This window comes from Pantoea eucrina (genome assembly GCF_020079945.1).
GTDB classification, from domain to species: Bacteria; Pseudomonadota; Gammaproteobacteria; order Enterobacterales; family Enterobacteriaceae; genus Pantoea; species Pantoea eucrina.
Map to the genome: position 1 here is coordinate 2,839,668 of NZ_CP083448.1, position 23,572 is coordinate 2,863,239.

Here is a 23,572-nt window from a genome sequence, read left to right on the forward strand (position 1 = left end):
GGGGAGAGAGCCGGCCGCAGGGCGCGGCCGGAAAAGCATCAGAGTGAGGCGCTGGCGGGCGTTACCGCGTGGCGCTGCTGATACTGTCTCACCATCCGGCCAATCAGCAGTGTGCCTGCCAGTCCGCAGACGGCAGCAAATGAGAGCCAGATGCCGGGCATCGCTTTATCGCCGGTGGCATGAATAAGGTAGCTGGAGATGGCTGGCGTAAAGCCGCCAAACAGTGCGGTCGCCAGGCTGTAGGCCAGGGAAAAGCCGGATGCGCGCACCTCTGCCGGCATAATCTCTGCCAGATAGACCACCATGGCACCGTTGTAGCTGGCATAGAGAAAAGAGAGCCACAGCTCCGCTTCGACCAGATGCGCAAAGCTCGCGGAACCGGTGAGCCAGTGCAGCACCGGCCAGGCCGTCAGGATCATCAGCACGGTAAAGATAATCAGCAGCGGCCGCCGTCCGACCCGATCGGAAAGTGAACCCATAACCGGCAGCCAGAACAGATTGGATATCCCGACAAACAGCGTCACCAGAAAGCTCTGTTTATCGCTCATCATCAGCACCGTTTTGCCAAAGGTCGGCGTGAAAGCGGTGATCATGTAGAACATAACAGTGGTGGTGACCACCATCAGCATGCCCGCCAGCACCAGCGCCCAGTTCTGTCCGACTGACCGTACAATCTGGCGCATCGAAGGATGCGTTTTACGCTGGCTGAACGCCTCTGTCTCTTCCAGCATGCGGCGGATCCAGAACAGAAACGGCACAATCATACAGCCCACCACAAACGGAATACGCCAGCCCCATTCGGTAACGGCCTCTTTCGCCAGCAAATGATTCAGCCCCAGTCCCAGCAGCGCGGCGAAGATCACCGCCACCTGCTGACTGCCCGACTGCCAGCTAACCCAGAATCCTTTACGCCCTTCGGGCGCAGCTTCTGCCAGATAGACCGAGACGCCGCCGAGTTCTACCCCCGCGGAGAAGCCCTGCAGCAGGCGTCCGAGCAGGATCAAAATTGGTGCCGCGGCGCCAAGCGTGGCGTAACCCGGCACCAGCGCAATGGTCAGTGTGCCAATCGCCATCAGCCCCAGCGTCAGCAGCAGGCCTTTGCGCCGGCCGTGATGGTCGATATAGGCACCCAGCACAATGGCGCCCAGCGGACGCATAAGAAATCCGGCGCCGAAGGTCATCAGCGTCAGCATCAGAGAGGCAAAGGGATCGTCGCCGGGAAAAAAGGTTTTCGCGATGGCGGTGGCGTAGTAGCCAAAGACCATAAAATCATACATCTCAAGGAAGTTACCGCTGGTAACGCTAAAGATGGTTTTCGCCCCGCTGCGCGCAGGCTTTTGCAGAGATAACTGGCTGCTCATACTGTCCTTCCTGGTTTTTTACCCGTTGTAGCCTGCTCAGCCAGGAATGAATGTGATCTGAATCACCATTGTGCTTTACAAAGACTGACAAAAGGTAACAGAAAATTAACAATGCGGCGCGGTCCTGACAGCAGCTCTGCAGAAAGCAGGTATAAAAAAAGCCGCTGTTATCAGCGGCTTTCTCTGAGTCAAAACAGTCTGGCTATTTGCCGGCCGTTTCCATTCCCATCAGGCCAATCTTCAGATAGCCCGCCGCGCGCAGCTGGTCCATCACCGCCATCAGCGTGGCATAGTCCACTGACTGATCGGCCTGGAAGAAGATAGTGGTCTGCTTATCTCCCGCGGTCTGCGCAGTCAGCGCGTTTACCAGCGTCTCTTTCGTCACCGCATCATTGCCGATATAGATCTGCTTATCCGCTTTGATTGAGAGATAGACCGGCTTCTCCGGGCGCGGCTGCGGTGCGCTGGTGGACGCTGGCAGGTTAACGCGTACATCCACCGTTGCCAGTGGTGCCGCCACCATAAAGATAATCAGCAGCACCAGCATAACGTCGATAAACGGCGTGACGTTAATCTCATGCATTTCGCTGTCGCCAGCGGCCTCATCGTTTAAACGCATCGCCATAATGATTATCCTGCGCGCAGCTTATGCGTAGCGGCCGGACGGCTGGTTTCCGCCGCGACGTGCGCCGTGCCGAGATCGAGATCGCGGCTTTGCAGCAGCAGCACCTGGGCTGCGACGTCACCCAGCGACGCTTTATAACTGGCAATCATGCGCGCAAAAACGTTGTAAATAACCACGGCAGGAATAGCGGCAACCAGGCCGACTGCTGTCGCCAGCAGCGCTTCAGCAATGCCAGGCGCGACCACGGCAAGATTGGTAGTCTGCGTTTTAGCGATGCCGATAAAGCTATTCATAATGCCCCATACGGTACCGAACAGGCCGATAAAAGGCGCCACGGAACCGATGGTTGCCAGAAAACCATTGCCGCGCCCGGCATGACGACCGAACGCCCCTACCCGACGCTCAAGGCGAAAACTGGTGCGATCCTTGATGCCCGCCAGATCGTCTGTGCCCGCTGACAGCGTCAGCTCCTCGCGCGCATCGGCCAGCAGTACAGCACTGTGACTGCTGGCTTTAAAGCTCTCTGCCGTACGGTAAGCGTCAGCCAGCGAGCGTGCTGCGCCCAGCGCCTGCTGCTCTTTTTTCAGGCGACGTTTCGCGGCGCTCAGTTCAGCATATTTGCCAAAAAAGATGGCCCAGGTCACGACGGATGCCAGTAACAGGCCAATCATGACAATTTTAACCACGATGTCGGCATGCTGGTACATCCCCCAGACGGAGAGGTCTGTCTGCATTAAATCACTGGCTACCACGCTGCATCTCCAGATTCTGTTGTAGAGTTCACGACTGAAGAGACGATCATAGCAAAAAAAAGGATCTAAGTGATAGTCGTTCTCATTACTATTTACAAAGCAGCGCCTGCTGCTGCTGTGCCTTCGCCACCGGGCTGGTGCCACTCTGATAATCGGTAAACAGGCTCAACCCCTCCCCTGATTCGTGGTAACGTGAATGCTTTGTAAGATGGGTCAGGACAGGCAGTGATGGCTACGAAAAAACTGGATACCGCGCTGGTGAGCGCAGGACGTAATAAACGTTATACGCAGGGCGCGGTGAACAGCGTAATACAGCGCGCCTCATCCCTGGTTTTTGATACCGTCGCGGATAAACAGCGCGCCACCGCCGGGCGGGCTGAAGGCGAACTCTTTTATGGCCGTCGCGGCACGCTTACGCACTTTTCGCTGCAGGATGCGATGAGCGAACTGGAAGGTGGCGCAGGCTGTGCACTCTATCCCTGCGGCGCAGCCGCCGTTGCCAACGCCATTCTGGCGTTTGTTGAAGCGGGCGATCACGTGCTGATGAGCGGAGCGGTCTACGAACCGACGCAGGATTTCTGCAGCAAAATCCTCACCAAAATGCAGGTCACCACCACCTGGTTTAATCACTGCACTGGCAGTGAGATCGGTGAACTGGTGCAGCCCAATACCCGCGTGGTGTTTCTTGAGTCGCCGGCGTCGGTGACGATGGAAGTGCAGGATATCCCGGCGATTGTTGCCGCCGTACGTGCCAAAGCGCCCGAGGCGATTATCATGCTGGACAACACCTGGGCGGCGGGCGTGCTGTTTAACGCGCTGTCGTTCGGGATTGATATCTCTATCCAGGCCGGCACCAAATATATCATTGGTCACAGCGACGCCATGATTGGCACCGCGGTGGCCAACGCCCGCTGCTGGCCGCAGCTGCGTGAGAACTCTTACCTGATGGGGCAGATGGTCGATGCGGATACGGCCTATATGGCGAGCCGCGGTCTGCGCACCTTAGGCACCCGCCTGCGCCAGCACGAAGAGAGCGCGCTGCAGGTGGCGGAGTGGCTGACTGGCCGGCCTGAAGTGGCGCGGGTCAATCATCCGGCGCTGGCGCAGAGCCCGGGACACCGTTTCTGGCAGCGCGACTTCAGCGGCAGCAGCGGCCTGTTTTCATTTGTGCTGCATGAGCGGCTGGATGCGCAGCAGCTGGCAAATTATCTCGATCGCTTCCATCATTTCAGCATGGCCTATTCGTGGGGCGGTTATGAGTCGCTGATTCTGGCCAGCCAGCCCGAAGAGCTGGCGGCGATTCGCCCGGCAGGCGGCGTCGACTTTACGGGCACGCTGATACGTCTGCATATCGGTCTGGAGCACGTCAGCGACCTGCTGGCCGATCTGCAGGCGGGTTTTGACCGCTTAACGAATTAAACCAACCTTTAACCATCCGTGGCTCGCCGTGTCAGATCAACGCGCCGGCGGCTGCGGAGGGCTACTATAAAAGCCTTGTAACTCGACGGGATAGCAGATGGGTGTTTTACATGAGATTGTCCAGGCGCTCTGGCATCAGGATTTTGCTGCGCTGGCCAATCCGGATGTCGTATGGATCGTCTACGGCGTGATGTTTCTGACGCTGTTTCTGGAAAATGGCTTGCTGCCGGCGTCGTTTCTGCCGGGTGACAGCCTGCTGCTGCTGGCGGGCGCCATGATTGCTAAAGGCGTAATGGACTTTGTGCCGACCATGGTGATCCTGACCACTGCCGCCAGCCTCGGCTGCTGGCTGAGCTATCTGCAGGGGCGCTGGCTGGGCAATACAAAGCTGGTCAAAAGCTGGCTGATGCATCTGCCCGCGCAGTACCATCAGCGCGCCTGGCATCTGTTTAACCGCCACGGCCTGATGGCGCTGCTGGTGGGCCGTTTCCTGGCGTTTGTGCGCACGCTGCTGCCTACCATGGCGGGTATCTCCGGACTGCGTAACAGCCGTTTTCAGCTGTTTAACTGGTTAAGCGGCGTGTTGTGGGTCGGCATTGTCGTTACGATGGGCTACGGCATCAGCCAGGTGCCGTTTATCAAGCGGCATGAAGATCAGGTTATGGCTATTCTGATGATCCTGCCGCTGGTGCTGCTGTTTACCGGGCTGGCCGGCAGCATTGTGGTGATCTGGAAAAAACGCCGTCAGAAAACCTCTTAATTATCACGCCGCGTCAAACGGCAGCGTCTGCACCGTTTGACGCGCGCGGCTGACCTCTTCACCCGGCGTTGTGCCAAACAGCCGTTTGAACTCCCGGGAAAACTGTGACGGACTCTCATACCCTACCCGCAGCGCGGCTGTACTCGCCTTTACGCCATCCTGCAGCATCATCAGCCGCGCCTGATGCAGACGATAGCGTTTGAGGTACTGCAGCGGGGACGTCTGCGTTACCGCCTTAAAGTTGTGGTGAAAAGCGGACACGCTCATGTTGACCTCGGCCGCCAGCGTCTCAACGCTCAGGCTGCCGGCAAAGTGCGTTTCTATCCGCCGCAGCGCGCGCGCAATCTGACTGAACTGCGTCTGCCGGTTAACCAGCGACAGCAGCGCCCCGCCAATCGGACCGGTGAGCACATAATAAAGGATTTCCCGTACCAGCTGCGGGCCAAGCACCCGTGCATCGCGCGGATGGCTCATCACATCCAGCAGCCGCTCTGCGGCACACAGCATCTCTTCGCTCAGCCAGGCAGAATGAATACCCGAGGTCTGCACCGCGGGCTGAAACTGCTCATCGTCACCGATATCCAGCAGCAGATCCTGCAGCGAAGCGGTATCCACGCTCAGACACATGCCCGCCAGCGGCGCATCGGGCGTGGCTTCCGTTTCGCACTCAACCGGCAGCGGCACCGTCAGCATCAGATATTTACTGGCGTCATAGTGAAAGACCGTGCTGCCGAGATAGCCGGTTTTGCGTCCCTGAAACAGGATCACAATGCCGGGCTGATACATCATCGGCGTACGCGGCAGCGTTTCGCTGGCGTAAATGAGCCGGACATTTTTCACTGCACAGTGCGGTTTTTGCGGGTCGCACATTAGCGCGACAACCCGGCGGGCAAGCTGGCGACACAGGGCGTCATGGGACATGGCTGCTTTCCGGATAAAAAACTCAGTGTGCCGCAACGCTGCACAAAGCTCTACTTCCCTGGAGGATCAGGCAAGATTTTTGCAGAAAAGGGTCAGAGTCCGCTCTGGCAGAGCGATCCGCACTGCACGTTTGTTGTCTAGACTTAAGCACACAGTTTTCCATTCAGCGATCGCAATGAAAAAGGAGCCCCTATGGCAGATCAACCTATTATCAAACTGCGCGACGGCAATATGATGCCGCAGCTTGGCCTCGGTGTCTGGCAGGCAAGTCAGGAAGAGGCGCATACCGCCGTACTGAAAGCGCTGGAAGTGGGCTATCGCTCTATCGATACCGCTGCCGCCTATAAAAATGAAGAGGCGATTGGCAGGGCGCTGAAGGATACGCCGGTAGCGCGCGACGATATCTTCGTCACCACCAAGCTGTGGAATGATGACCAGCAAAATGTGCAGCAGGCGATGGAGACCAGCCTGGAGAAACTGCAGCTCGACAGCGTTGATCTCTACCTGATGCACTGGCCCTGCCCGGAAAAAGATCACTACGTTGCGGCATGGGAGAAGATGATTGAGCTGCAGCAGCAGGGTCTGACCAAAAGCATCGGCGTCTGCAACTTCCATGAGGCCCACCTGAAACGCCTGATTGATGAAACCGGCGTGACGCCCGTCGTGAATCAGATTGAGCTACATCCGATGCTGCAGCAGCGTACGCTGCACGCCTGGAACGCACTGCATCAGATTCAGACTGAGTCCTGGAGCCCGCTGGCGCAGGGCGGCGAAGGCGTGTTCGATCAGGCGATTATCCGCACGCTGGCGAAAAAGTATGGCAAGAGCGCGGCGCAGATTGTGATCCGCTGGCATCTCGACAGCGGCCTGGTGGTGATCCCGAAATCCGTGACGCCGGCACGCATTGAGGAGAACTTTAACGTCTTCGATTTCCGGCTGGAGAAAAGTGAGATCAGTGAAATCACCAAACTGGATAAGGGCCAGCGTCTGGGTCCCGACCCGGAGACGTTTAACGGCTAGAGAAGCACGACAATTGCGGCCGCCCTCACGGCGGCCTTTTTCTTCTTCAGGAGAGCGGATTGACGACCATCTGCCCTGCCGTACCGCGATCGGCCAGTTCCAGCGTCTGGCTATAATAGACAAACGGGAAGTGATCGCTGGCGCTTTGCGGAAAACTCACCAGCAGTTCCACACTGCCGTCAACCCAGACGGTATCTTTCCAGCCGCGATCTTCGCCCATCGACTGCGCGCCGTTGACGCTTTTGATAAGGAACATGACGCCCTGAATATGCAGCGACTGCGGGCGATCGGCGTGAATAATCCAGCGCTCAAACGTTCCCTGCTGCGTTGTGGTATCGATGCGGTTCATATCCCACAGCGCGCCGTTAATGCCCGGTACGCTGTCGCCAATACGAAATTCGCGCGTCCGCACCGCCACGCCGTCGAGGATCTGATCGGCCAGCAGTCGCATCGGCAGGTTATCGGTGACCAGCGGCAGCAGCCCGGTCGGGCGCAGCGTCAGCACCAGCGTGTTGGTCAGAATGGATGAGGGTTCAAACAGGCCGCGCAGGCGATCCATAATCCCTGCCGCCGTGCCCGCCGTGATTGACACTTCATCCCCCTGCGACATATCCACCAGCACCTCACGCCGTTCGCCTGGCGCCAGAGAGAGCGTCTGCACCGCGACCGGCGAAGGCAGGAACCCCTGATCGCTGGCAATAACGGTAAAAGGGCGACCGTCTGAAAAACGCAGGTCAAAGCGGCGCGCATTGGCGGCGTTCAGCAGGCGCAGGCGCACCCAGCCGCGGGAAACATCCACATAGGGATTCTGCACGCCGTTAACCAGCAGCGTATCACCAAGAAACCCGCCCTCTGATGGCGGGTTATAGACCGGGGTGGCGAAGTTATCGAGGCGCTTATCCTGAATCACCAGTGGAAAATCATCCACGCCGTAGTGCTTAGGCAGCGGCAGCGATTTGCTGACCTCATCTTCAATCAGCCACATTCCCGCCAGGCCGTTATAGACGTGTGGGGCCATATGATTCGGCGTGCTGGCGTGATACCACAGCGTCGCCGCCCCCTGCCGAATGGGCAGCACCGGCGACCAGTCAGCACCCGCTGACATCATGCGCGGCGCCCCGCCCATCAGCGCGCCCGGCACCTGCAGGCCGCTGACCGTCATCGCCACCGGCTCATTAAGCCGGTTGCTGTAGATAAGCTTAACGTCATCACCGCTGTAAACCCGCACCGTCGGCCCCAGATAGAGGCCGTTAATGCCCCAGACCGGAACTTTGCTGCCGCTGCCCGTAAACGACCAGTGGCTGCGCTGCAGCGTCAGAAACAGCGGCTGTCCGCGGCGGGATTCAATCAGCGGCGGGACCGGCAGCGGGACATCGCCAGCCGGAGCAGCGGCGCGGGCTGAAAAAGGCAATGCCGATGAGGCCAGCGCAACGCCGGCAGAAAGCTGAATAAAATGACGTCTGCTGCAAGACATAAAACTTCAGACCTTTTGAGCGGGGCGTAAAACGCCGTGTCCATGTTGTTGTTGTTAATTTTGCTGTGATGCGCAGGGGCGATATCCACCGCCCCCGAATGAGGCTCAGATTTTACCGTTTTTTTCGCGTTCGGCGACTTCTGCGTTTAACTCTTCCAGCTTAGCAGACATTATTTCACGGCAGTGGGTCGCCAGCTTACGCACAGAGGTGGTCTCAAACTGTGCGGTATCGACCGGTGGCAGCATCTCTACAATCACCAGGCCATTCTTCCAGCGATTCATATTAATTTTGCCATGCGTATTAGAGACGACGATCGGGATAATGGGTACGCCAGCGGCGACGGCAGCGTGAAACGCGCCGGTCTTAAACGGCAGCAGGCCGCGTCCGCGGCTGCGCGTGCCTTCCGGAAACATCCAGAACGAGATACGCTTCTTTTTAAATTGCCCGACGATCTCTCCGATAGTACCGTGCGCTTTCGCACGGTTGTCGCGATCGATCAGCAGGTTGCCTGTCAGCCAGTAGAGCTGCCCGAAAAACGGGATCCACAACAGGCTCTTTTTGCCCACGGTAACGGTGGTCGGCTGTACGATTTTCGCCGCCGTGATCATGTCATAGTTGTTCTGATGGTTTGCAATATAGATAGCATTACCGTAATTCGCCGCCTCAGGAGGCTTACGCAGCTCAACTTTAACGCCCAGCACTCCGGAGAGCCGGCCAAAAAGATGGCCAAACGTCGCGACATGGCGCGGGTTGCGCGGCGAAAACAGGCACCAGATGCTGCCGAAGACACAGACCAGTACGGAATAGATGATAATAATTATCGCGCGTAAAATTAGTAACATAGCGTCCTCAAAAAAGTACTCCTTCGCAGATAACCCGATTACTCTGCACTTGCGTCACGCTTAGGGCGTGCCGGCGCGTTGACTTCAACGCTGTCAATACGCTGCAGGCCGCGTGATACGCTGCCGCGACGGCCGCGATCGGCACGCACTTTCTGCAGATCTTCATCGCGCAGGATCAGCTTACGTTTACCCACATAGAGGGTAAGAGTGCTGCCCGGCGTCAGAATCAGTAGCCACTGCAGCCGGTCGGCACCGGAGGCAGCATCTGCGGCAGGAATTGAGATAATTTTATTGCCTTTGCCTTTAGACATTTGCGGCAGGTCAGCCACCGGGAACATCAGCATTCTGCCCGCCTGGGTGATTGCCAGCAGCATGTCATCGCCGGAATTGACCGCCAGCGGCGTCATGACGCGCGCATTCTCCGGCAGCGTCAGCAGCGCTTTACCGGCGCGGTTGCGCGATACCAGATCGGCAAAGGTACAGATAAAGCCATAGCCGGCATCAGAGGCCATCAGCAGCTTCTGATCGTCCGCTTCCATCAGCACCTGCTCCATCACTGCGCCCGGCGGAAGCGTCAGCTTGCCGGTCAGCGGTTCCCCCTGCCCGCGCGCCGACGGCAGCGAGGTGGGATCGAGCGTATAGCTGCGGCCGGTGGAGTCAATAAATGCCACCGGCTGATTGCTCTTGCCGCGCGCCGCCGCCCGATAGCTGTCTCCCGCTTTATAGCTCAGGCCGGCAGGGTCGATATCGTGCCCTTTGGCGCTGCGCACCCAGCCCATCTGCGACAGCACAATGGTCACCGGCTCAGCGCTCACCAGCTCATTTTCACTCAGCGCTTTCGCCTCTTCGCGCTCGTGCAGCGGCGAGCGGCGCTCGTCGCCGTATGCCTGGCTGTCAGCCTGCAGCTCTTTCTTCAGCAGGCTGTTCATTTTCCGCTCAGACGCCAGCGTGGCCTGCAGCTGATCGCGCTCTTTCTCCAGTTCGGCCTGCTCGCCGCGGATCTTCATCTCTTCGAGTTTCGCAAGATGACGCAGCTTCAGCTCCAGAATCGCTTCGGCCTGCGTTTCGCTGATTGCAAAGCGCGACATCAGGACCGCTTTGGGTTCATCTTCACTGCGGATAATGTGGATCACATCATCAATGTTCAGAAACGCGACCAGCAGCCCCTCAAGGATATGCAGGCGGCGCAGCACGCGCTCCAGCCGGTAATTCAGACGGCGCGTGACCGTATCGCGCCGGTAGACCAGCCATTCAGAGAGGATCTCCAGCAGGTTTTTCACTGCCGGACGGTTATCCAGACCAATCATGTTCAGGTTAACGCGGTAGCTCTTCTCCAGATCGGTGGTGGCGAAGAGATGGTGCATGACCTGATCGAGATCGACGCGGTTAGAACGCGGCACAATCACCAGCCGCGTCGGGTTTTCGTGATCGGATTCGTCGCGCAGATCCTCAATCATCGGCAGTTTTTTGTTACGCATCTGGGCGGCGATCTGCTCCAGCACGCGCGCGCCGGAGACCTGATGCGGCAGCGCAGTGATCACTGCCTCACCCTCTTCTTTTTTCCAGACGGCGCGCTGACGTACCGATCCACGCCCGCTCTGGTAGATCTTGCGGATCTCTTCACGCGGCGTGATGATCTCTGCTTCCGTCGGATAGTCAGGACCCTGCACAATATCCAGCAGCTCATCCAGCGTGGTTTTGGGTTTGTCGATCAGCCGCACCGCGGCTTCAGCCACTTCGCGCAGATTGTGCGGCGGGATATCCGTTGCCATGCCGACGGCGATACCGGTGGTGCCGTTAAGCAGAATGTTGGGCAGCCGCGCCGGCAGCATTTTGGGTTCCTGCAGCGTGCCGTCAAAATTCGGGGTGTAATCAACCGTGCCCTGGCCCAGCTCGCTGAGCAGCACTTCCGCATATTTAGAGAGGCGCGATTCGGTATAGCGCATCGCGGCAAAAGATTTGGGATCGTCCGGTGCGCCCCAGTTACCCTGACCATCAACCAGCGGATAACGATAGGAGAACGGCTGCGCCATTAATACCATCGCTTCGTAACAGGCGCTGTCCCCATGCGGATGATATTTGCCCAGCACGTCACCGACGGTGCGCGCTGACTTCTTAAATTTGGCGCTGGCGCTCAGGCCCAGCTCTGACATGGCGTAGACGATACGGCGCTGCACCGGCTTCAGACCGTCACCGATATAGGGCAGCGCGCGATCCATAATCACATACATGGAGTAGTCCAGGTACGCTTTTTCGGTAAACTTGTGCAGGGCAAGACGCTCTGCACCATCCTGCGTCATTTCGCTCATTACGTTTGCATCCTCACTTCGTGGCCCGCACCGGCGGGTCATTTGGCGAGGATAGTACCTTATTCACGCGAGTTAGTCACAGAGAAGCCGTGTCTCTGCGGCAGAAAGGTTTGCGTTAAAAAACAACAGCGCAGCAGGCGGATCCGGCCGCTTTTGCCCTTTGATAAAAGCGCTGATTTTGCTGCAGAAAACCCGGTGTGACGTCATACCGCATCAGGGCACTTTACCCAGCCACGCTTGCTGGATCGCCGCATATTCGCCCGTGGCAGTCGCCAGATGCAGCCACTGATCCACGTAGAGTTTCCAGCTCATATCATCGCGCGGCAGCATGTAAGCTTTTTCACCATACTGCATCGGCTTATCCGGATTAATGGCGCATAGCGACGGATAGTGCTGCTGCTGAAACTGCGCTTCAGACGCGTCGGTGATCATCACGTCCGCTTTTTTATCCGTCAGCTGCTGAAAGATGGTCGTATTCTCTGCCAGCTGCAGCGTAGCCTGCGGCAGATGGCTGTGCACGAACGCTTCGTTAGTGCCTCCGGCAGGCTCGATGACCCGCACCTCACGCCGGTTTATCTGCGCAATGGTCTGATAGCGCGCTTTGTCCTCACAGCGCACCAGCGGAATTTTGCCATCTGTGCCGAGCGGTCGGGCAAACCAGGCGATTTTCTGACGCTTCAGCGTGACCGATACGCCGCCCAGCGCGATATCGCACTGGCGGGCAACAAAATCGGCGCTCAGTTTTTTCCAGGTGGTCGGCACCCACGCGACTCTGGCGCCCAGGCTGGCGGCCAGCGACTCCGCCATGCTGATATCCAGCCCTTCATATTTTCCATCACTGCGCAGAAAGCTGTAGGGCTTATAGTCGCCAGTGGTACAGACGCGCAGCGTCTGCTGCTGCTGAATGAGATCGAGACGTGACTGCGCCTGAGCCGTGCCCGCTACCAGCAGCAGCGCGATAGTGATCTGTTTTTTCATAGCCTCTTCTTATTTTAATTCCGGGTTGCGCACAGAGTGTTTCACACGCCGGAGCATTATTGCTTTATAAGCAACAGTATTGTGACCCGTGGCACGTTTTTCCCCGCAACTTTCGCGCGTAGAGTGTGCCGTATCAAACTAACATTCAGGTGCAAAACAGTATGAGCAACATTCTGATCATTGACGGTGGCAAAACCTTTGCTCACTCAAAAGGCGAACTTAACCATACGCTGACCGACGTCGCGGCCAGTCAGCTGCGCGATCTCGGTCATCAGGTCTCTGTCACGCTGGCCGACAGTAACTACGACGTCGCAGAGGAGATCCAGAAGTATCTGGACAGCGATGTGGTGATCTATCAGATGCCGGGCTGGTGGATGGGCGAGCCGTGGACGGTGAAGAAATATATCGATGAGATCTTTACCGAAGGTCACGGCAAACTTTACGCCAGCGATGGCCGCTCACGCAGCGACGCCAGCAAAAAATATGGTTCCGGCGGCCTGATTCAGGGTAAAAAATATATGCTGTCGCTGACGTGGAACGCGCCGCTGGAAGCCTTTACTGAAGCCGATCAGTTCTTTGAAGGCGTGGGCGTGGATGGCCTCTATCTGCACTTCCATAAGGCCAACCAGTTCCTCGGAATGGAGGCGCTGCCTACCTTTATCTGCAACGACGTTATCAAACAGCCCGATGTGCCGCGCGATATTGCGAGTTATCGGACTCATCTCAGCGCAATCTTTGCTTAACTGTAAGCACAACGGGAAAAGAGGAAGCGCTATGTTAACAGTCGTCGCTGAAATTTGTGTTAAACCGGGCCGTCGTCAGGCGGTGCTGGATGCCATCAATGAGCTGATTCCGGCGGTACTGCAGGAGGAGGGTTGCCATCAGTATGATGCGCTGCTCGACCATCAGGCGCAGGTGCCGTGGAAGCAAAACTCACCTGACTCCATTTTTATGCTGGAGCAGTGGGCCTCGCTGCGGGCGCTGGAGCAGCATCAGCAGATGCCGCATATGGATGCACATCGCGCCCGCATCAAAGACGACGTGGTGGATGTAAAAATCCTGGTGCTGGAACCGGCCAGCTGATCCTCTCCTCAGGCAACGCTCTGGCTATGCCGGAGCGTCTGCCGCCCGAATGCTTAAATCAGCTGCTGACGCTGGATTTTCTCCTGCAGGAAATCGAGAAAGCAGGTGACGCGCGAACTCAGCGTCTGGTTGCGATAGTAGACGGCGTGCACCGGCAAACGTAGCTCCCGGGTTTCGCTCGCCAGCACATCCATCAGCCGCCCCTGTTCGCGATCTTCCCGGCTGACAAAATCAGAGAGCCTGACAATACCCAGCCCCTGCAGGGCCAGCTGGCGCAGCGTTTCGCCGCTGGAGGCGGTCAGGGTGGGTTTAATACGCAGAAACTCTCCCTCCTGCTGCCAGACGGGCCAGATGTTATGGGTATCCAGCTGGCTGAACCCGATCAGCTGGTGCTGGCTCAGCGCGGCTACGCTATCGGGTATGCCATGTTTTGCCAGATAGTCCGGACTGGCTACCAGTCGCGTCGCGCTGCTGCCTAACACCCTGGCGCGCAGCGTCGAGTCGCGCAGTTCGCCAATGCGAATAGCGATATCCGTTTGCTGTTCCAGCAGATCGATAACGATGTCGTCGGTGTTGAGTTCAAGTTCAATTTGCGGATAGCGTTGCCGGAACTCCGCCAGCAGCGGCACGATGACGTGCAGCATAAAGGGGGTATTGGCGTTAATGCGCAGTCGCCCGGCAGGCGTCTCACGGCGGCGGGCTATCTGCTCTTCGGCCCGCTCAACGGAGGTGAGGATCTGGCGGGCGTGCTCAAGAAAAATCGCGCCCTCATCGGTCAGCGCCAGACGGCGCGTGGTGCGGTGCATCAGCGTGGTCTGTAACTTACTCTCCAGCCGGCTGAGCGCGCGGCTGATACCGGAGGTGGTCTGCTCCAGCTGTTCTGCAGCGGCGGTGATCGAACCGCTGTCGACCACCGCCACCCAGGCGCGCAGCTCTTCGAGAGTAATTTTCACCGTGTTATCCTCAGCGCGCGTCGCCGTCATTAAACGTCGAGATCGGCGAGATCGCCTTTCTCCTGTAGCCAGTTGCGGCGATCTTCGGAGCGTTTCTTCGCCAGCAGCATATCCATTACGCGCAGAGTCTGCTCAATATCCTCATCGGCAATGGTCAGCTGTACCAGACGCCGGGTATTTGGATCGAGCGTGGTTTCGCGCAGCTGCAGCGGGTTCATTTCACCCAGCCCTTTAAAACGCTGTACGTTCGGCTTGCCTTTTTTCCGCTTCAGCTGCTCCAGCACGCCCTCTTTTTCATCTTCATCCAGCGCATAATAGACCTCTTTACCGAGGTCGATACGATAGAGCGGCGGCATCGCAACATAGACGTGTCCCTGCTGCACCAGTGAACGGAAGTGCTTCACAAACAGCGCGCACAGCAGCGTGGCGATGTGCAGGCCATCGGAGTCCGCATCCGCCAGAATACAGATTTTGCCGTAGCGCAGCTGGCTCAGATCTTCGCTATCCGGGTCGATACCAATCGCTACGGAAATGTCATGCACCTCCTGCGACGCCAGTACCTCATCAGAAGAGACTTCCCAGGTGTTCAGGATCTTTCCCTTCAGCGGCATAATCGCCTGGTATTCGCGATCGCGCGCCTGCTTGGCCGAGCCGCCCGCTGAGTCACCCTCAACCAGGAACAGCTCGGTTTTATTCAGATCCTGGGCGGTGCAGTCTGCCAGCTTGCCCGGCAGCGCCGGCCCGCTGGTGAGTTTTTTACGCACCACCTTTTTCGCCGCGCGCATACGGCGCTGCGCGCTGGAGATCGCCAGCTCAGCCAGCATTTCTGCCGCCTGCACGTTCTGATTCAGCCACAGGCTGAACGCATCTTTCACCACCGCCGACACAAAGGCCGCGCACTGGCGCGAGGAGAGACGCTCTTTGGTCTGACCGGCAAACTGCGGATCCTGCATTTTTACCGATAACACATAGGCGCAGCGATCCCAGATATCTTCCGCTGACAGCTTAACGCCGCGCGGTAAAATATTGCGGTATTCGCAGAATTCGCGCATGGCATCCAGCAGTCCCTGGCGCAGACCGTTTACGTGCGTTCCGCCCTGCATGGTCGGGATCAGGTTAACGTAGCTTTCCGTCAGCAGCTCGCCCCCTTCCGGTAACCACAGCAGCGCCCAGTCTACCGCTTCCACGTCACCGGCAAAGCTGCCCGTAAACGGCGTTTCCGGCAGCGTGGGCAGCCCGTTGACCGCCTCACTCAGATAATCGGTCAGACCATCCTGATAGAGCCAGGTCTGCTCGCTGTTGTTCACCTTATCTTTAAAGACAATCTCAACGCCGGGACAGAGTACCGCTTTCGCTTTGAGCAGGTGTTTCAGGCGCGATACGGAGAAGCGCGGGCTGTCGAAGAAGCTGACGTCAGGCCAGAAATGCACGCTGGTGCCCGTGTTACGTTTGGCGACCGTACCTATCACTTTCAGGTCTTCAACCTTTTCGCCATGCTCAAAAGCGATACGATACACTTCACCATTACGCCGTACGGTCACTTCCACCCGCGTGGAGAGCGCGTTGACAACCGAGATGCCCACGCCGTGCAGGCCACCGGAAAACTGATAGTTTTTACCGGAGAATTTACCGCCTGCGTGCAGCCGGCACAGGATCAGTTCAACGGCCGGTACGCCCTCTTCCGGATGGATATCCACCGGCATACCGCGCCCGTCGTCGATCACTTCCAGTGACTGATCGGCGTGCAGGATCACCTCGACCCGGCTGGCATGGCCCGCCAGCGCTTCATCGACGCTGTTATCGATAACTTCCTGACCCAGATGGTTTGGCCGGGTGGTATCGGTATACATACCCGGACGGCGACGCACAGGCTCAAGGCCGGTCAGGACCTCAATCGCGTCAGCATTATAGTTTGATTGGCTCATTGTATTTGTCTGATGAACAAGAGAAAAAGGAGCCCATGACGCAGCTTAGGAGAGGGATAAACCCAGAAAATCTACTATCTGCGTAAAATGGCGTTCAAATCCGATAAAGGCGTGATTGCCGCCCGCTTCAACCGTCTGCCGGCATGCGCTGTAGTAATTCAGTGCCTGGCGATAGTCGAGGATCTCATCGCCGGTCTGCTGCAATAGCCAGAGCAGATCGGGCGCATCAAGCGGGTCAATCTGCATCACTTTCAGATCGTAAATATGGCGTGACTCTAACACATATTGCTGGCCGGTGTAGGGATTACGGTTCTCGCCCAGATAATCCGTCAGCAGCTCAAACGGACGTACCGCCGGATTCACCACCACCGCTGGCAGCATAAAACATTGCGACAGCCAGGTCGCGAAATAGCCGCCCAGCGATGAGCCAACCAGCCCCAGCGGTTCGCCGGTATGCTGCATCACTAACTCTTCCAGCAGGCTGGCTGCCTCCTCCGGAAAAGCGGGCAGCTGAGGCACCAGAACATTAATGTGCGGCTGCGCTGCGGCGCACCACGCCTGCAGCTGCGTCGCTTTGGCTGACTGCGGCGAGCTATTAAATCCGTGCAGATAGAGCAGCGTGGCCATTAATCAGTACCCATCTGAGTCAAGGTCCGGCCGGAACATATCGCTTTGCAGGCGATTCACTTCCGTCTCCAGTGAGCCATCCGCCGCTAATGTCAGCCAGCGCCAGCCGGGGGCCAGCGTGTCAATGGTGAAACTGGTGCAGTGCGGTTTGAACTGGACGCAGGTAGAAGGCGAGGCCAGAACCCGGCGCCCCTGCCAGTGAAGATCGAGCTCCTGATGAATGTGGCCACATACCAGATGCTGCGCCTGCGGAAAAGCCTGTAACACCGCTTCCAGCTGGTGCGGGTTACGCAGGCTATGCTGATCGAGCCAGGTACAGCCGGAAGGCACCGGATGATGGTGCAGCAGGATGAGCGAGTGCCGCCCAGGAAACCGCGCAAGTGACGCTGCCAGCCACTCCAGCTGATAGTCGCTCAGCATGCCGTGTGGCACGCCAGATACCTGGCTATCGAGCAGCAGCAGCTGCCACTGCTCCCCCAGCAGAACGTGTTTATCTGCCGCTATGCCTGCTTCGGCGAGGGTATTCACCATCGCTGGCTGGAAATCGTGATTACCGGGCAGCCAGACGCATGGCTTTTGCAGGCGGGCAATACCGGCAACAAAATGCTGGTACGCTTCCACGGTATGATCCTGCGCCAGATCGCCGGTCGCGATAATCAGATCATATTCGTGCTGCTGTGCCGCGATAGCATCCAGCACCGCATCGAAGCTCGCCCAGGTGTTAACCCCCAGCAAAGATTGGTGCTTCCCCGCGAAGAGATGGGTATCAGTGATCTGCAGGATCCGGATCGCGGATCCTGGTGCCGCAGGAAAAGTGAGCAGGCTATCCAAAGCGTTTCCTTAATCTCCACGCCATCAATGCGTCAGACGCGTTTAGCAAACAGGCACGGCCAGAGCACCGTGCGCCAGGCAGTAGCGCAGCCAGTCAGCCAGAAACTGGTTAATCTGATGTTTTTCATCACGCTGATGCAATTTTTTATTAGGATAATCATAGCGTGCTTTAAAGCGATAGATCTGCTGTGTGGAACACACTTCAGCGACCATCGCATCGTGATAGAGCCGCACTGACATCGCGGGCAGACTCCAGTAGCTTACCGCCGGCGCCACCTGCCGGATTTCAACCAGCGTGGTATAACGCGTTGATTCTTCAATCGTCAGCTGATAACGGGCGCCGTTGACCTGATAGAGCACCGAGGCGCCTGCTTCATCACTGCGCGGCAGCAGGCGACGCAGCTGCGCGAAGTTCGTTTCGCACAGGCGCATCATTTCGGGAAAATCAGGGGTATAGCGCTGTTTCATTTTACCTTCCACTCACGTCGTAGTGTTTCATGGTGCAACGCCAGCCATTGCAGCGCAATGACAGAAGCTGCGTTATCAATAATCCCCTCTTCCACCCAGCGATAAGCCTGTTCGCGGCTCACCACATGTACGAGAATATCCTCATTCTCTTCCTCCAGCCCATGGTTCCCTTCTGCCAGGCTGGCATCCACTTCACCCACCAGCACCGACAACCGTTCAGAGGTGCCGCCAGGGCTGGCTAAATAACTGATAACCGGTTTCACGCGCCCGACATTCAGGCCCGCTTCTTCCTGTGCTTCGCGTCGTACGACCTCTTCCGGCGTTTCTCCGGGCTCAATGATACCTGCCACCATCTCCAGCAGCCAGGGTGTGGCGCTGGAATCAAGAGCCGGAATGCGGATCTGTTCGATTAAGACGACTTCGTCGCGCAGGGGATCATAGGGTAGCAGCACGGCGGCATGTCCGCGCTCGAAAACTTCACGCACTACTTCACCACTCATTCCGCCATTAAAAAGGCGGTGGCGAAAGCGATAGCTGACGATGGAAAAAAAACCGTCATAACGGGTATCGCGTGCAATAATTTCTACATCGTTTTTTGTGAAAGTCACAGGGGATTTTTTTTCGCCCGCCATCGTCTGGTTCCTTATGCAGATTGGGATAGAGCATCGAAAAGCCAACCCTTGTGCTCCATCCGAGTGGTTCTTTCTGAATTATTTACGTAAATTAGGGAAAGAAGGCACGTTCAGCCAACCTATCTCTGACAGCGCCTCTGTAAAATCGGCGATTATTTTTTTGGCTTAGCAGCAGCACTTTTCGCGTCACAGGCTGCAACAAAAGGAATGCAAATGAAAAAACTGCTCCCATTTTTTATTGGACTGAGCCTGGGCGGATTCAGCCTTGCCAGCCAGGCAGAAAACCTGCTGCAGGTTTATCAGCAGGCGCGCCTGAGCAATCCCGATCTGCGTGCTTCTGCCGCCGATCGCGACGCTGCGTTTGAAAAGATCAACGAAGCGCGCAGCCCGTTGCTGCCGCAGCTGGGCCTGGGTGCAGATTACACCTATAACAACGGCTATCGTGATAACAGCGGACTGAACACCACTACCAAAAGCGCCTCGCTGCAATTAACGCAGACGATTTTTGATATGTCAAAGTGGCGCAGCCTGACGCTGCAGGAAAAAACTGCCGGCATTCAGGATGTCACCTACCAGGTCGCGCAGCAGGATCTGATCCTCAATACCGCTACCGCCTACTTCAACGTGCTGAATGCGATTGATACGCTCTCCTATACCGAAGCGCAGAAACAGTCCATTTATCGCGAGCTGGATCAAACCACGCAGCGCTTTAATGTCGGCCTGGTGGCGATTACCGATGTACAGAACGCCCGCGCCCAGTATGACAGCGTGCTGGCGAATGAAGTGACGGCCCGAAACACGCTGGATAATGCGGTTGAATCGCTGCGTCAGATCACCGGGATGGACTACCTCTCCCTGGCCTCGCTGAGCATCGATCGCTTTAAAACAGCACGGCCTGATGCGGTCGCCAGCCTGTTAAAGCAGGCTGAGAGTCGCAACCTTAACCTGCTCTCTGCGCGCCTGAGCCAGGATCTGGCTCGTGAGCAGATCCGCTATGCTGAATCGGGCCATATGCCTACGCTGGATCTGACGGCGTCGACCGGTCTGTCTAACAATAAATATAGCGGCAGCCGGGCGAATCAGAGCATCACCAATAACGACTCGATCTCGGGTTCAAATCAGGTCGGCCTGAGCTTCTCATTACCGCTCTACAGCGGTGGTTCAGTGACCTCGCAGGTGAAACAGGCGCAGTACAACTTTGTCGCCGCCAGCGAACAGCTGGAAGGCGCGCATCGCAGCGCGGTGCAGACCGTACGCTCCTCGTTTAACAACGTGAATGCGTCAATCAGCAGCATTGATGCGTACAAACAGGCAGTGATCTCTGCGCAAAGCTCACTCGACGCCTCTGAAGCAGGCTATCAGGTGGGTACCCGTACGATTGTTGATGTACTGGACGCGACCACTACGCTGTTTAACGCTAAACAGCAGCTCTCCAACGCGCGCTACAGCTATCTGATTAACCAGCTGAATATCAAATATGCGCTGGGTACTCTCAATGAGCAGGACCTGCAGCAGCTGAACAGCGCGCTGGGCAAAGAGGTGACGACCTCACCTGAAGTCGTCGCGCCGGAAAATAGCCAGCAGACTGCACAGGCCGACAGCGCACCGCAGGCGGCAGCTTCCGCTCCGGCGGCGTCTGTTCAGCCGGCAGCGCGCAACAGCGGCAATCCATTCAGCCGCTGACAGCAAAAGGGGCCCCTGCGGCCCCTTTCGCATTTGAACGTATAGCTACGTAAAGATCCGCGCCCTGTCAGGCTTCACGCTTTAAATCCCCCCTCGCATCACCTATCCTGACTGCAACTCTGGGTACAGGATAATCACTATGAAACGGACAAAAAATATCCGTCATGCCGCTTTTCGTAAAGGCTGGCAGGCACGTCATCTTACGCCCGTCGCGCTGGCGGTCACTGCAGTATTTATGCTGGCAGGCTGCGAACAGAGCGACGAAACAGTTTCGCTCTATCAGAATGCTGACGACTGTGCGAAAGCCAATCCGGATCAGAGCGGTCAGTGTAAAGCCGCTTATAACAATGCGCTGAAAGAGGCGGAGCGCACCGCGCCTAAATATGCCTCACGCGAAGATTGCGTGGCGGAATTTGGCGAAAATCAGTGCCAGCAGGCACCGGCTCAGGCGGGTGCGGGCACCACCGCAAACAATGCCGAAGCACAGCACAGCGGCGGCTTCTGGATGCCGCTGATGGCTGGCTACATGATGGGACGTATGATGGGCGGCGGCGCCGGTTTTGCTCAGCAGCCGCTGTTTTCCCCTAAAACGCCTGCCAGCCCGGCTAACGGACAGTTCGTAGACGCCGCCGGTAAAAACTATGGCTCAGCAACCTCTGGCCGTACCATGAACGTGCCTAAAACCGCCATGGCACCTAAACCGGCCACGACCTCGACCATTACCCGCGGTGGCTTTGGTGAGACGGTCGCGAAGCAAAACAGTATGCAGCGCAGCAGCGCCAGCGGCACCAGCAGTCGCTCGCTGGGAGGCTAAGCGCCGTATGCAACGTATTGCTATCAGCGAACGCCCGGACTGGCGCGCAAAAGCCACTGAATATGGCTTTCAGTTTCACACTATGTATGGTGAGCCTTACTGGTGTGAAGAGGCCTATTATCAGTTCACGCTGGCACAGGTAGAGACGCTGGAAAGCGTTACGGCAGAGCTGCATCAGATGTGCCTGCAGGCGGTGGAAAAAGTGGTTAACAGCGATGCGCTACTGACCCGCTTCTGCATTCCGAAACACACTTGGGAGTTTGTCCGCGAATCCTGGGCTCAGCGTCAGCCTTCGCTCTATTCCCGTCTGGATCTGGTGTGGGATGGCAGCGGTGAGATCAAGCTGCTGGAAAACAACGCCGACACGCCGACGTCACTCTATGAGGCCGCTTTTTTTCAGTGGATCTGGCTCGAAGATCAGCTCAAAGCGGGCAACCTGCCGGCGGGCAGCGATCAGTTTAACAGCCTGCAGGAGAAGCTGATTGAGCGGTTTGCGGTTCTGCAGCAGCAGCACGGCTTTAACTGGCTGCACTTTGCCTGCTGCCGTGATACGGAAGAGGACCGCGCGACGGTACAGTATCTGCAGGATTGCGCCACAGAAGCGGGACTTCCCGGCGAGTTTCTCTATATCGACGAGATTGGACTAGGGGAAAAAGGCCAGTTTACCGACCAGCACGATCGCGTCATCAGCAACGTGTTCAAGCTCTACCCCTGGGAGTTCATGCTGCGCGAGGTGTTCTCGACCAAGCTGGCCGATGCCGGCGTACGCTGGCTGGAACCCGCCTGGAAAAGCATCCTCTCCAATAAAGCCCTGCTGCCGCTGCTGTGGGAGATGTTCCCGGACCATCCCAATCTGCTGCCCGCCTGGTTTGCAGATGACAGCCAGGCGCCGCAGATGGATAAATATGTGGTGAAGCCGCTCTTCTCCCGTGAGGGCGCCAACATCCGTATTATTGAAAACGGCAACGAAATTGCGCGCGCTGACGGTCCCTATGGCGAAGAGGGTATGATTATCCAGCAGTTCTGCGCGCTGCCCCGATTTGGCGACAGCTATACGCTGATTGGCAGCTGGCTGATAGACGATCAGCCGGCGGGGATTGGCTTACGCGAAGATCGGGCGCTGATCACCCAGGATCTGTCGCGCTTCTATCCGCATACTTTTATCGGCTAACCTGGTGGCGCATTCCGGTGCGCCCCCTTCCGGCCTGCGACGCCGCGGGCCGTTATCCCACCTGCGCTGACAGCATACTGATTGCGCCCATCTCCATGCCCTCAACCGGCACGCTGACCGCCTCACCCGCTGCGCGTGCGCCCAGAATATAGAGCAGCGGCAGATAGTGTTCAGCGGTCGGATGCGAAAGCGCCGCGCCCGGATGCTGCTGATAGTTAACCAGCGGATGATCGGCTGCCGGCGCGTCGCTGGGCAGATTATCGCGCACATACTGGTTAAACGCTTCGGCCCATGGATACGCCGGCGCACTCCCCTGCCACTGCAGCTTGCGCAGGTTATGTACCACGTTGCCGCTCGCAACCAGCAGGATCCCCTCATCGCGCAGCGCAGCCAGCTTACGTCCGGCCTCAAAATGCCATGCGGCGGGCCGGGTACTGTCCACGCTGAGCTGCACCAGCGGAATATCCGCCTCAGGATAGATTTTGGCCAGCAGGCCCCACGAGCCGTGATCGAACCCCCAGCTCTCATCTTTTTCTGCCGCCGGCAGCAGCTCCGTTACGCGCTGCGCCAGCGCAGGCGATCCGGGTGCCGGGTAGCGCACGTCAAACAGCGCCTGCGGAAATCCGCCGAAATCGTGAATAGTGCGTGGCTGTTCCATGGCGGTTACCCGCGTTCCGCGCGTGTACCAGTGCGCGGAAATCGCGAGAATAGCGCGCGGGCGCGGCAGATCTCTGCCCAGCTGCTGCCATACCCGGGTATAACGGTTCTCTTCCAGCACGTTCATCGGGCTGCCATGACCCAGAAACAGAGCAGGCATACGGCCATCACACATTTTCACACCTCATCGCTGTTGCTTTCATAAGCGTCACAATACGCGCTTGCCAGGCCACTTAAACGCGGAGAAGCGTGATAATGTCTGTCAG

The 23,572-nt window shown here is 57.6% G+C and carries 23 protein-coding genes; 8 read left to right on the forward strand and 15 right to left on the reverse strand.

Annotated features, from left to right (window positions below; genetic code table 11):
- Positions 1–38: 38 nt before the first annotated feature.
- From tcuC to exbB, 3 genes are all read right to left on the reverse strand, one after another.
- Positions 39–1,361: an MFS transporter gene (gene tcuC, locus LAC65_RS13445; protein ID WP_039380169.1), complete on the reverse strand. Its 1,323-nt coding sequence runs from the start codon at positions 1,359–1,361 to the stop codon at positions 39–41.
- A 202-nt stretch (positions 1,362–1,563) separates the two neighbouring features.
- Positions 1,564–1,986, reverse strand: coding sequence for a TonB system transport protein ExbD (gene exbD, locus LAC65_RS13450; protein ID WP_039380171.1), 423 nt, complete (start codon positions 1,984–1,986; stop codon positions 1,564–1,566).
- A gap of 5 nt (positions 1,987–1,991) precedes the next feature.
- On the reverse strand, positions 1,992–2,720 hold the full coding sequence (exbB, locus tag LAC65_RS13455; RefSeq protein ID WP_175540485.1) for a tol-pal system-associated acyl-CoA thioesterase: 729 nt from the start codon (positions 2,718–2,720) through the stop codon (positions 1,992–1,994).
- A gap of 246 nt (positions 2,721–2,966) precedes the next feature.
- Between exbB and metC the strand changes: the two genes are divergently transcribed.
- Both metC and LAC65_RS13465 read left to right on the forward strand, forming a co-directional pair.
- Positions 2,967–4,157 (forward strand): cystathionine beta-lyase, encoded by a 1,191-nt coding sequence (metC, locus tag LAC65_RS13460; RefSeq protein ID WP_039380176.1) that lies wholly within the window; start codon positions 2,967–2,969, stop codon positions 4,155–4,157.
- 97 nt (positions 4,158–4,254) lie between these two features.
- Entirely contained in the window at positions 4,255–4,917 is a 663-nt protein-coding gene (locus LAC65_RS13465; protein ID WP_039380178.1) for a DedA family protein, read from the forward strand.
- Between the two features lie 3 nt (positions 4,918–4,920).
- Here the strand turns inward: LAC65_RS13465 and LAC65_RS13470 are convergent, their stop codons facing one another.
- The gene (locus tag LAC65_RS13470; RefSeq protein WP_039380180.1) at positions 4,921–5,838 is read right to left on the reverse strand and encodes an AraC family transcriptional regulator; all 918 of its coding nucleotides are present in this window, start codon (positions 5,836–5,838) and stop codon (positions 4,921–4,923) included.
- A 192-nt stretch (positions 5,839–6,030) separates the two neighbouring features.
- On the opposite strand from LAC65_RS13470, the gene dkgA reads away from it, so the two are divergent.
- Entirely contained in the window at positions 6,031–6,858 is an 828-nt protein-coding gene (dkgA, locus tag LAC65_RS13475; protein WP_039380182.1) for a 2,5-didehydrogluconate reductase DkgA, read from the forward strand.
- Between the two features lie 46 nt (positions 6,859–6,904).
- On the opposite strand, the gene ftsP is transcribed toward dkgA, so the two are convergent.
- The 4 genes from ftsP to LAC65_RS13495 form a co-directional block, all read right to left on the reverse strand.
- Positions 6,905–8,332 carry a cell division protein FtsP gene (ftsP, locus tag LAC65_RS13480; protein WP_039380184.1) on the reverse strand — a complete coding sequence of 476 codons (1,428 nt, stop codon included), beginning with the start codon at positions 8,330–8,332 and terminating at the stop codon, positions 6,905–6,907.
- A gap of 105 nt (positions 8,333–8,437) precedes the next feature.
- Positions 8,438–9,175, reverse strand: coding sequence for a 1-acylglycerol-3-phosphate O-acyltransferase (locus LAC65_RS13485; RefSeq protein ID WP_039380186.1), 738 nt, complete (start codon positions 9,173–9,175; stop codon positions 8,438–8,440).
- Positions 9,176–9,213: 38 nt separating this feature from the next.
- Complete coding sequence (gene parC, locus LAC65_RS13490; RefSeq protein WP_039380189.1) at positions 9,214–11,484, reverse strand: DNA topoisomerase IV subunit A; 2,271 nt, start codon at positions 11,482–11,484, stop codon at positions 9,214–9,216.
- 213 nt (positions 11,485–11,697) lie between these two features.
- Complete coding sequence (locus LAC65_RS13495; RefSeq protein ID WP_039380192.1) at positions 11,698–12,462, reverse strand: transporter substrate-binding domain-containing protein; 765 nt, start codon at positions 12,460–12,462, stop codon at positions 11,698–11,700.
- Between the two features lie 161 nt (positions 12,463–12,623).
- On the opposite strand from LAC65_RS13495, the gene LAC65_RS13500 reads away from it, so the two are divergent.
- Entirely contained in the window at positions 12,624–13,205 is a 582-nt protein-coding gene (locus LAC65_RS13500; RefSeq protein ID WP_039380195.1) for an NAD(P)H-dependent oxidoreductase, read from the forward strand.
- Positions 13,206–13,236: 31 nt separating this feature from the next.
- Positions 13,237–13,545, forward strand: a complete 309-nt coding sequence (locus LAC65_RS13505; protein ID WP_039380197.1) for a putative quinol monooxygenase — start codon at positions 13,237–13,239, stop codon at positions 13,543–13,545.
- A gap of 53 nt (positions 13,546–13,598) precedes the next feature.
- On the opposite strand, the gene LAC65_RS13510 is transcribed toward LAC65_RS13505, so the two are convergent.
- The 6 genes from LAC65_RS13510 to nudF are packed head-to-tail and all read right to left on the reverse strand — an operon-like array spanning position 13,599 to position 18,981.
- A complete protein-coding gene (locus tag LAC65_RS13510) occupies positions 13,599–14,498 on the reverse strand; it encodes a LysR substrate-binding domain-containing protein (RefSeq protein ID WP_039385639.1) in 900 nt (299 codons plus the stop codon).
- Between the two features lie 29 nt (positions 14,499–14,527).
- Complete coding sequence (gene parE / locus LAC65_RS13515; RefSeq protein WP_039380200.1) at positions 14,528–16,423, reverse strand: DNA topoisomerase IV subunit B; 1,896 nt, start codon at positions 16,421–16,423, stop codon at positions 14,528–14,530.
- Between the two features lie 45 nt (positions 16,424–16,468).
- Positions 16,469–17,050 (reverse strand): esterase YqiA, encoded by a 582-nt coding sequence (yqiA, locus tag LAC65_RS13520; protein ID WP_039380202.1) that lies wholly within the window; start codon positions 17,048–17,050, stop codon positions 16,469–16,471.
- 3 nt (positions 17,051–17,053) lie between these two features.
- Positions 17,054–17,881 (reverse strand): 3',5'-cyclic-AMP phosphodiesterase, encoded by an 828-nt coding sequence (cpdA, locus tag LAC65_RS13525; protein WP_039380205.1) that lies wholly within the window; start codon positions 17,879–17,881, stop codon positions 17,054–17,056.
- 42 nt (positions 17,882–17,923) lie between these two features.
- Positions 17,924–18,349, reverse strand: a complete 426-nt coding sequence (locus LAC65_RS13530; RefSeq protein ID WP_039380208.1) for a DUF1249 family protein — start codon at positions 18,347–18,349, stop codon at positions 17,924–17,926.
- A complete protein-coding gene (nudF, locus tag LAC65_RS13535) occupies positions 18,346–18,981 on the reverse strand; it encodes an ADP-ribose diphosphatase (protein ID WP_039380210.1) in 636 nt (211 codons plus the stop codon). The genes LAC65_RS13530 and nudF overlap by 4 nt, the downstream gene beginning before the upstream one ends.
- Positions 18,982–19,194: 213 nt before the next feature.
- Here nudF and tolC point away from each other — a divergent pair, with 213 nt between their 5' ends.
- The 3 genes from tolC (at position 19,195) to LAC65_RS13550 (ending at position 22,649) form a co-directional block, all read left to right on the forward strand.
- The gene (gene tolC / locus LAC65_RS13540; RefSeq protein ID WP_039380213.1) at positions 19,195–20,664 is read left to right on the forward strand and encodes an outer membrane channel protein TolC; all 1,470 of its coding nucleotides are present in this window, start codon (positions 19,195–19,197) and stop codon (positions 20,662–20,664) included.
- Between the two features lie 139 nt (positions 20,665–20,803).
- Positions 20,804–21,478 (forward strand): DUF1190 family protein, encoded by a 675-nt coding sequence (locus LAC65_RS13545; RefSeq protein ID WP_039380215.1) that lies wholly within the window; start codon positions 20,804–20,806, stop codon positions 21,476–21,478.
- A gap of 7 nt (positions 21,479–21,485) precedes the next feature.
- A complete protein-coding gene (locus LAC65_RS13550) occupies positions 21,486–22,649 on the forward strand; it encodes a glutathionylspermidine synthase family protein (protein ID WP_039380217.1) in 1,164 nt (387 codons plus the stop codon).
- 52 nt (positions 22,650–22,701) lie between these two features.
- Here LAC65_RS13550 and ygiD read toward each other — a convergent pair whose 3' ends face one another.
- Entirely contained in the window at positions 22,702–23,481 is a 780-nt protein-coding gene (ygiD, locus tag LAC65_RS13555; protein WP_169713297.1) for a 4,5-DOPA-extradiol-dioxygenase, read from the reverse strand.
- Positions 23,482–23,572 lie beyond the last annotated feature (91 nt).

Excerpts from the sequence above, each read along its gene's own strand:
- tolC (WP_039380213.1), top strand. The coding sequence starts at position 19,195 with ATGAAAAAACTGCTCCCATTTTTTATTGGACTGAGCCTGGGCGGATTC.
- dkgA (WP_039380182.1), top strand. The coding sequence starts at position 6,031 with ATGGCAGATCAACCTATTATCAAACTGCGCGACGGCAATATGATGCCG.
- LAC65_RS13530 (WP_039380208.1), bottom strand. The coding sequence starts at position 18,349 with ATGAAACAGCGCTATACCCCTGATTTTCCCGAAATGATGCGCCTGTGC.
- exbD (WP_039380171.1), bottom strand. The coding sequence starts at position 1,986 with ATGGCGATGCGTTTAAACGATGAGGCCGCTGGCGACAGCGAAATGCAT.
- LAC65_RS13500 (WP_039380195.1), top strand. The coding sequence starts at position 12,624 with ATGAGCAACATTCTGATCATTGACGGTGGCAAAACCTTTGCTCACTCA.
- LAC65_RS13550 (WP_039380217.1), top strand. The coding sequence starts at position 21,486 with ATGCAACGTATTGCTATCAGCGAACGCCCGGACTGGCGCGCAAAAGCC.
- yqiA (WP_039380202.1), bottom strand. The coding sequence starts at position 17,050 with ATGGCCACGCTGCTCTATCTGCACGGATTTAATAGCTCGCCGCAGTCA.
- LAC65_RS13465 (WP_039380178.1), top strand. The coding sequence starts at position 4,255 with ATGGGTGTTTTACATGAGATTGTCCAGGCGCTCTGGCATCAGGATTTT.
- parE (WP_039380200.1), bottom strand. The coding sequence starts at position 16,423 with ATGAGCCAATCAAACTATAATGCTGACGCGATTGAGGTCCTGACCGGC.
- metC (WP_039380176.1), top strand. The coding sequence starts at position 2,967 with ATGGCTACGAAAAAACTGGATACCGCGCTGGTGAGCGCAGGACGTAAT.
- LAC65_RS13470 (WP_039380180.1), bottom strand. The coding sequence starts at position 5,838 with ATGTCCCATGACGCCCTGTGTCGCCAGCTTGCCCGCCGGGTTGTCGCG.
- ygiD (WP_169713297.1), bottom strand. The coding sequence starts at position 23,481 with ATGTGTGATGGCCGTATGCCTGCTCTGTTTCTGGGTCATGGCAGCCCG.
- ftsP (WP_039380184.1), bottom strand. The coding sequence starts at position 8,332 with ATGTCTTGCAGCAGACGTCATTTTATTCAGCTTTCTGCCGGCGTTGCG.
- nudF (WP_039380210.1), bottom strand. The coding sequence starts at position 18,981 with ATGGCGGGCGAAAAAAAATCCCCTGTGACTTTCACAAAAAACGATGTA.
- LAC65_RS13485 (WP_039380186.1), bottom strand. The coding sequence starts at position 9,175 with ATGTTACTAATTTTACGCGCGATAATTATTATCATCTATTCCGTACTG.
- parC (WP_039380189.1), bottom strand. The coding sequence starts at position 11,484 with ATGAGCGAAATGACGCAGGATGGTGCAGAGCGTCTTGCCCTGCACAAG.
- exbB (WP_175540485.1), bottom strand. The coding sequence starts at position 2,720 with ATGCAGACAGACCTCTCCGTCTGGGGGATGTACCAGCATGCCGACATC.
- tcuC (WP_039380169.1), bottom strand. The coding sequence starts at position 1,361 with ATGAGCAGCCAGTTATCTCTGCAAAAGCCTGCGCGCAGCGGGGCGAAA.
- LAC65_RS13545 (WP_039380215.1), top strand. The coding sequence starts at position 20,804 with ATGAAACGGACAAAAAATATCCGTCATGCCGCTTTTCGTAAAGGCTGG.
- LAC65_RS13505 (WP_039380197.1), top strand. The coding sequence starts at position 13,237 with ATGTTAACAGTCGTCGCTGAAATTTGTGTTAAACCGGGCCGTCGTCAG.
- LAC65_RS13495 (WP_039380192.1), bottom strand. The coding sequence starts at position 12,462 with ATGAAAAAACAGATCACTATCGCGCTGCTGCTGGTAGCGGGCACGGCT.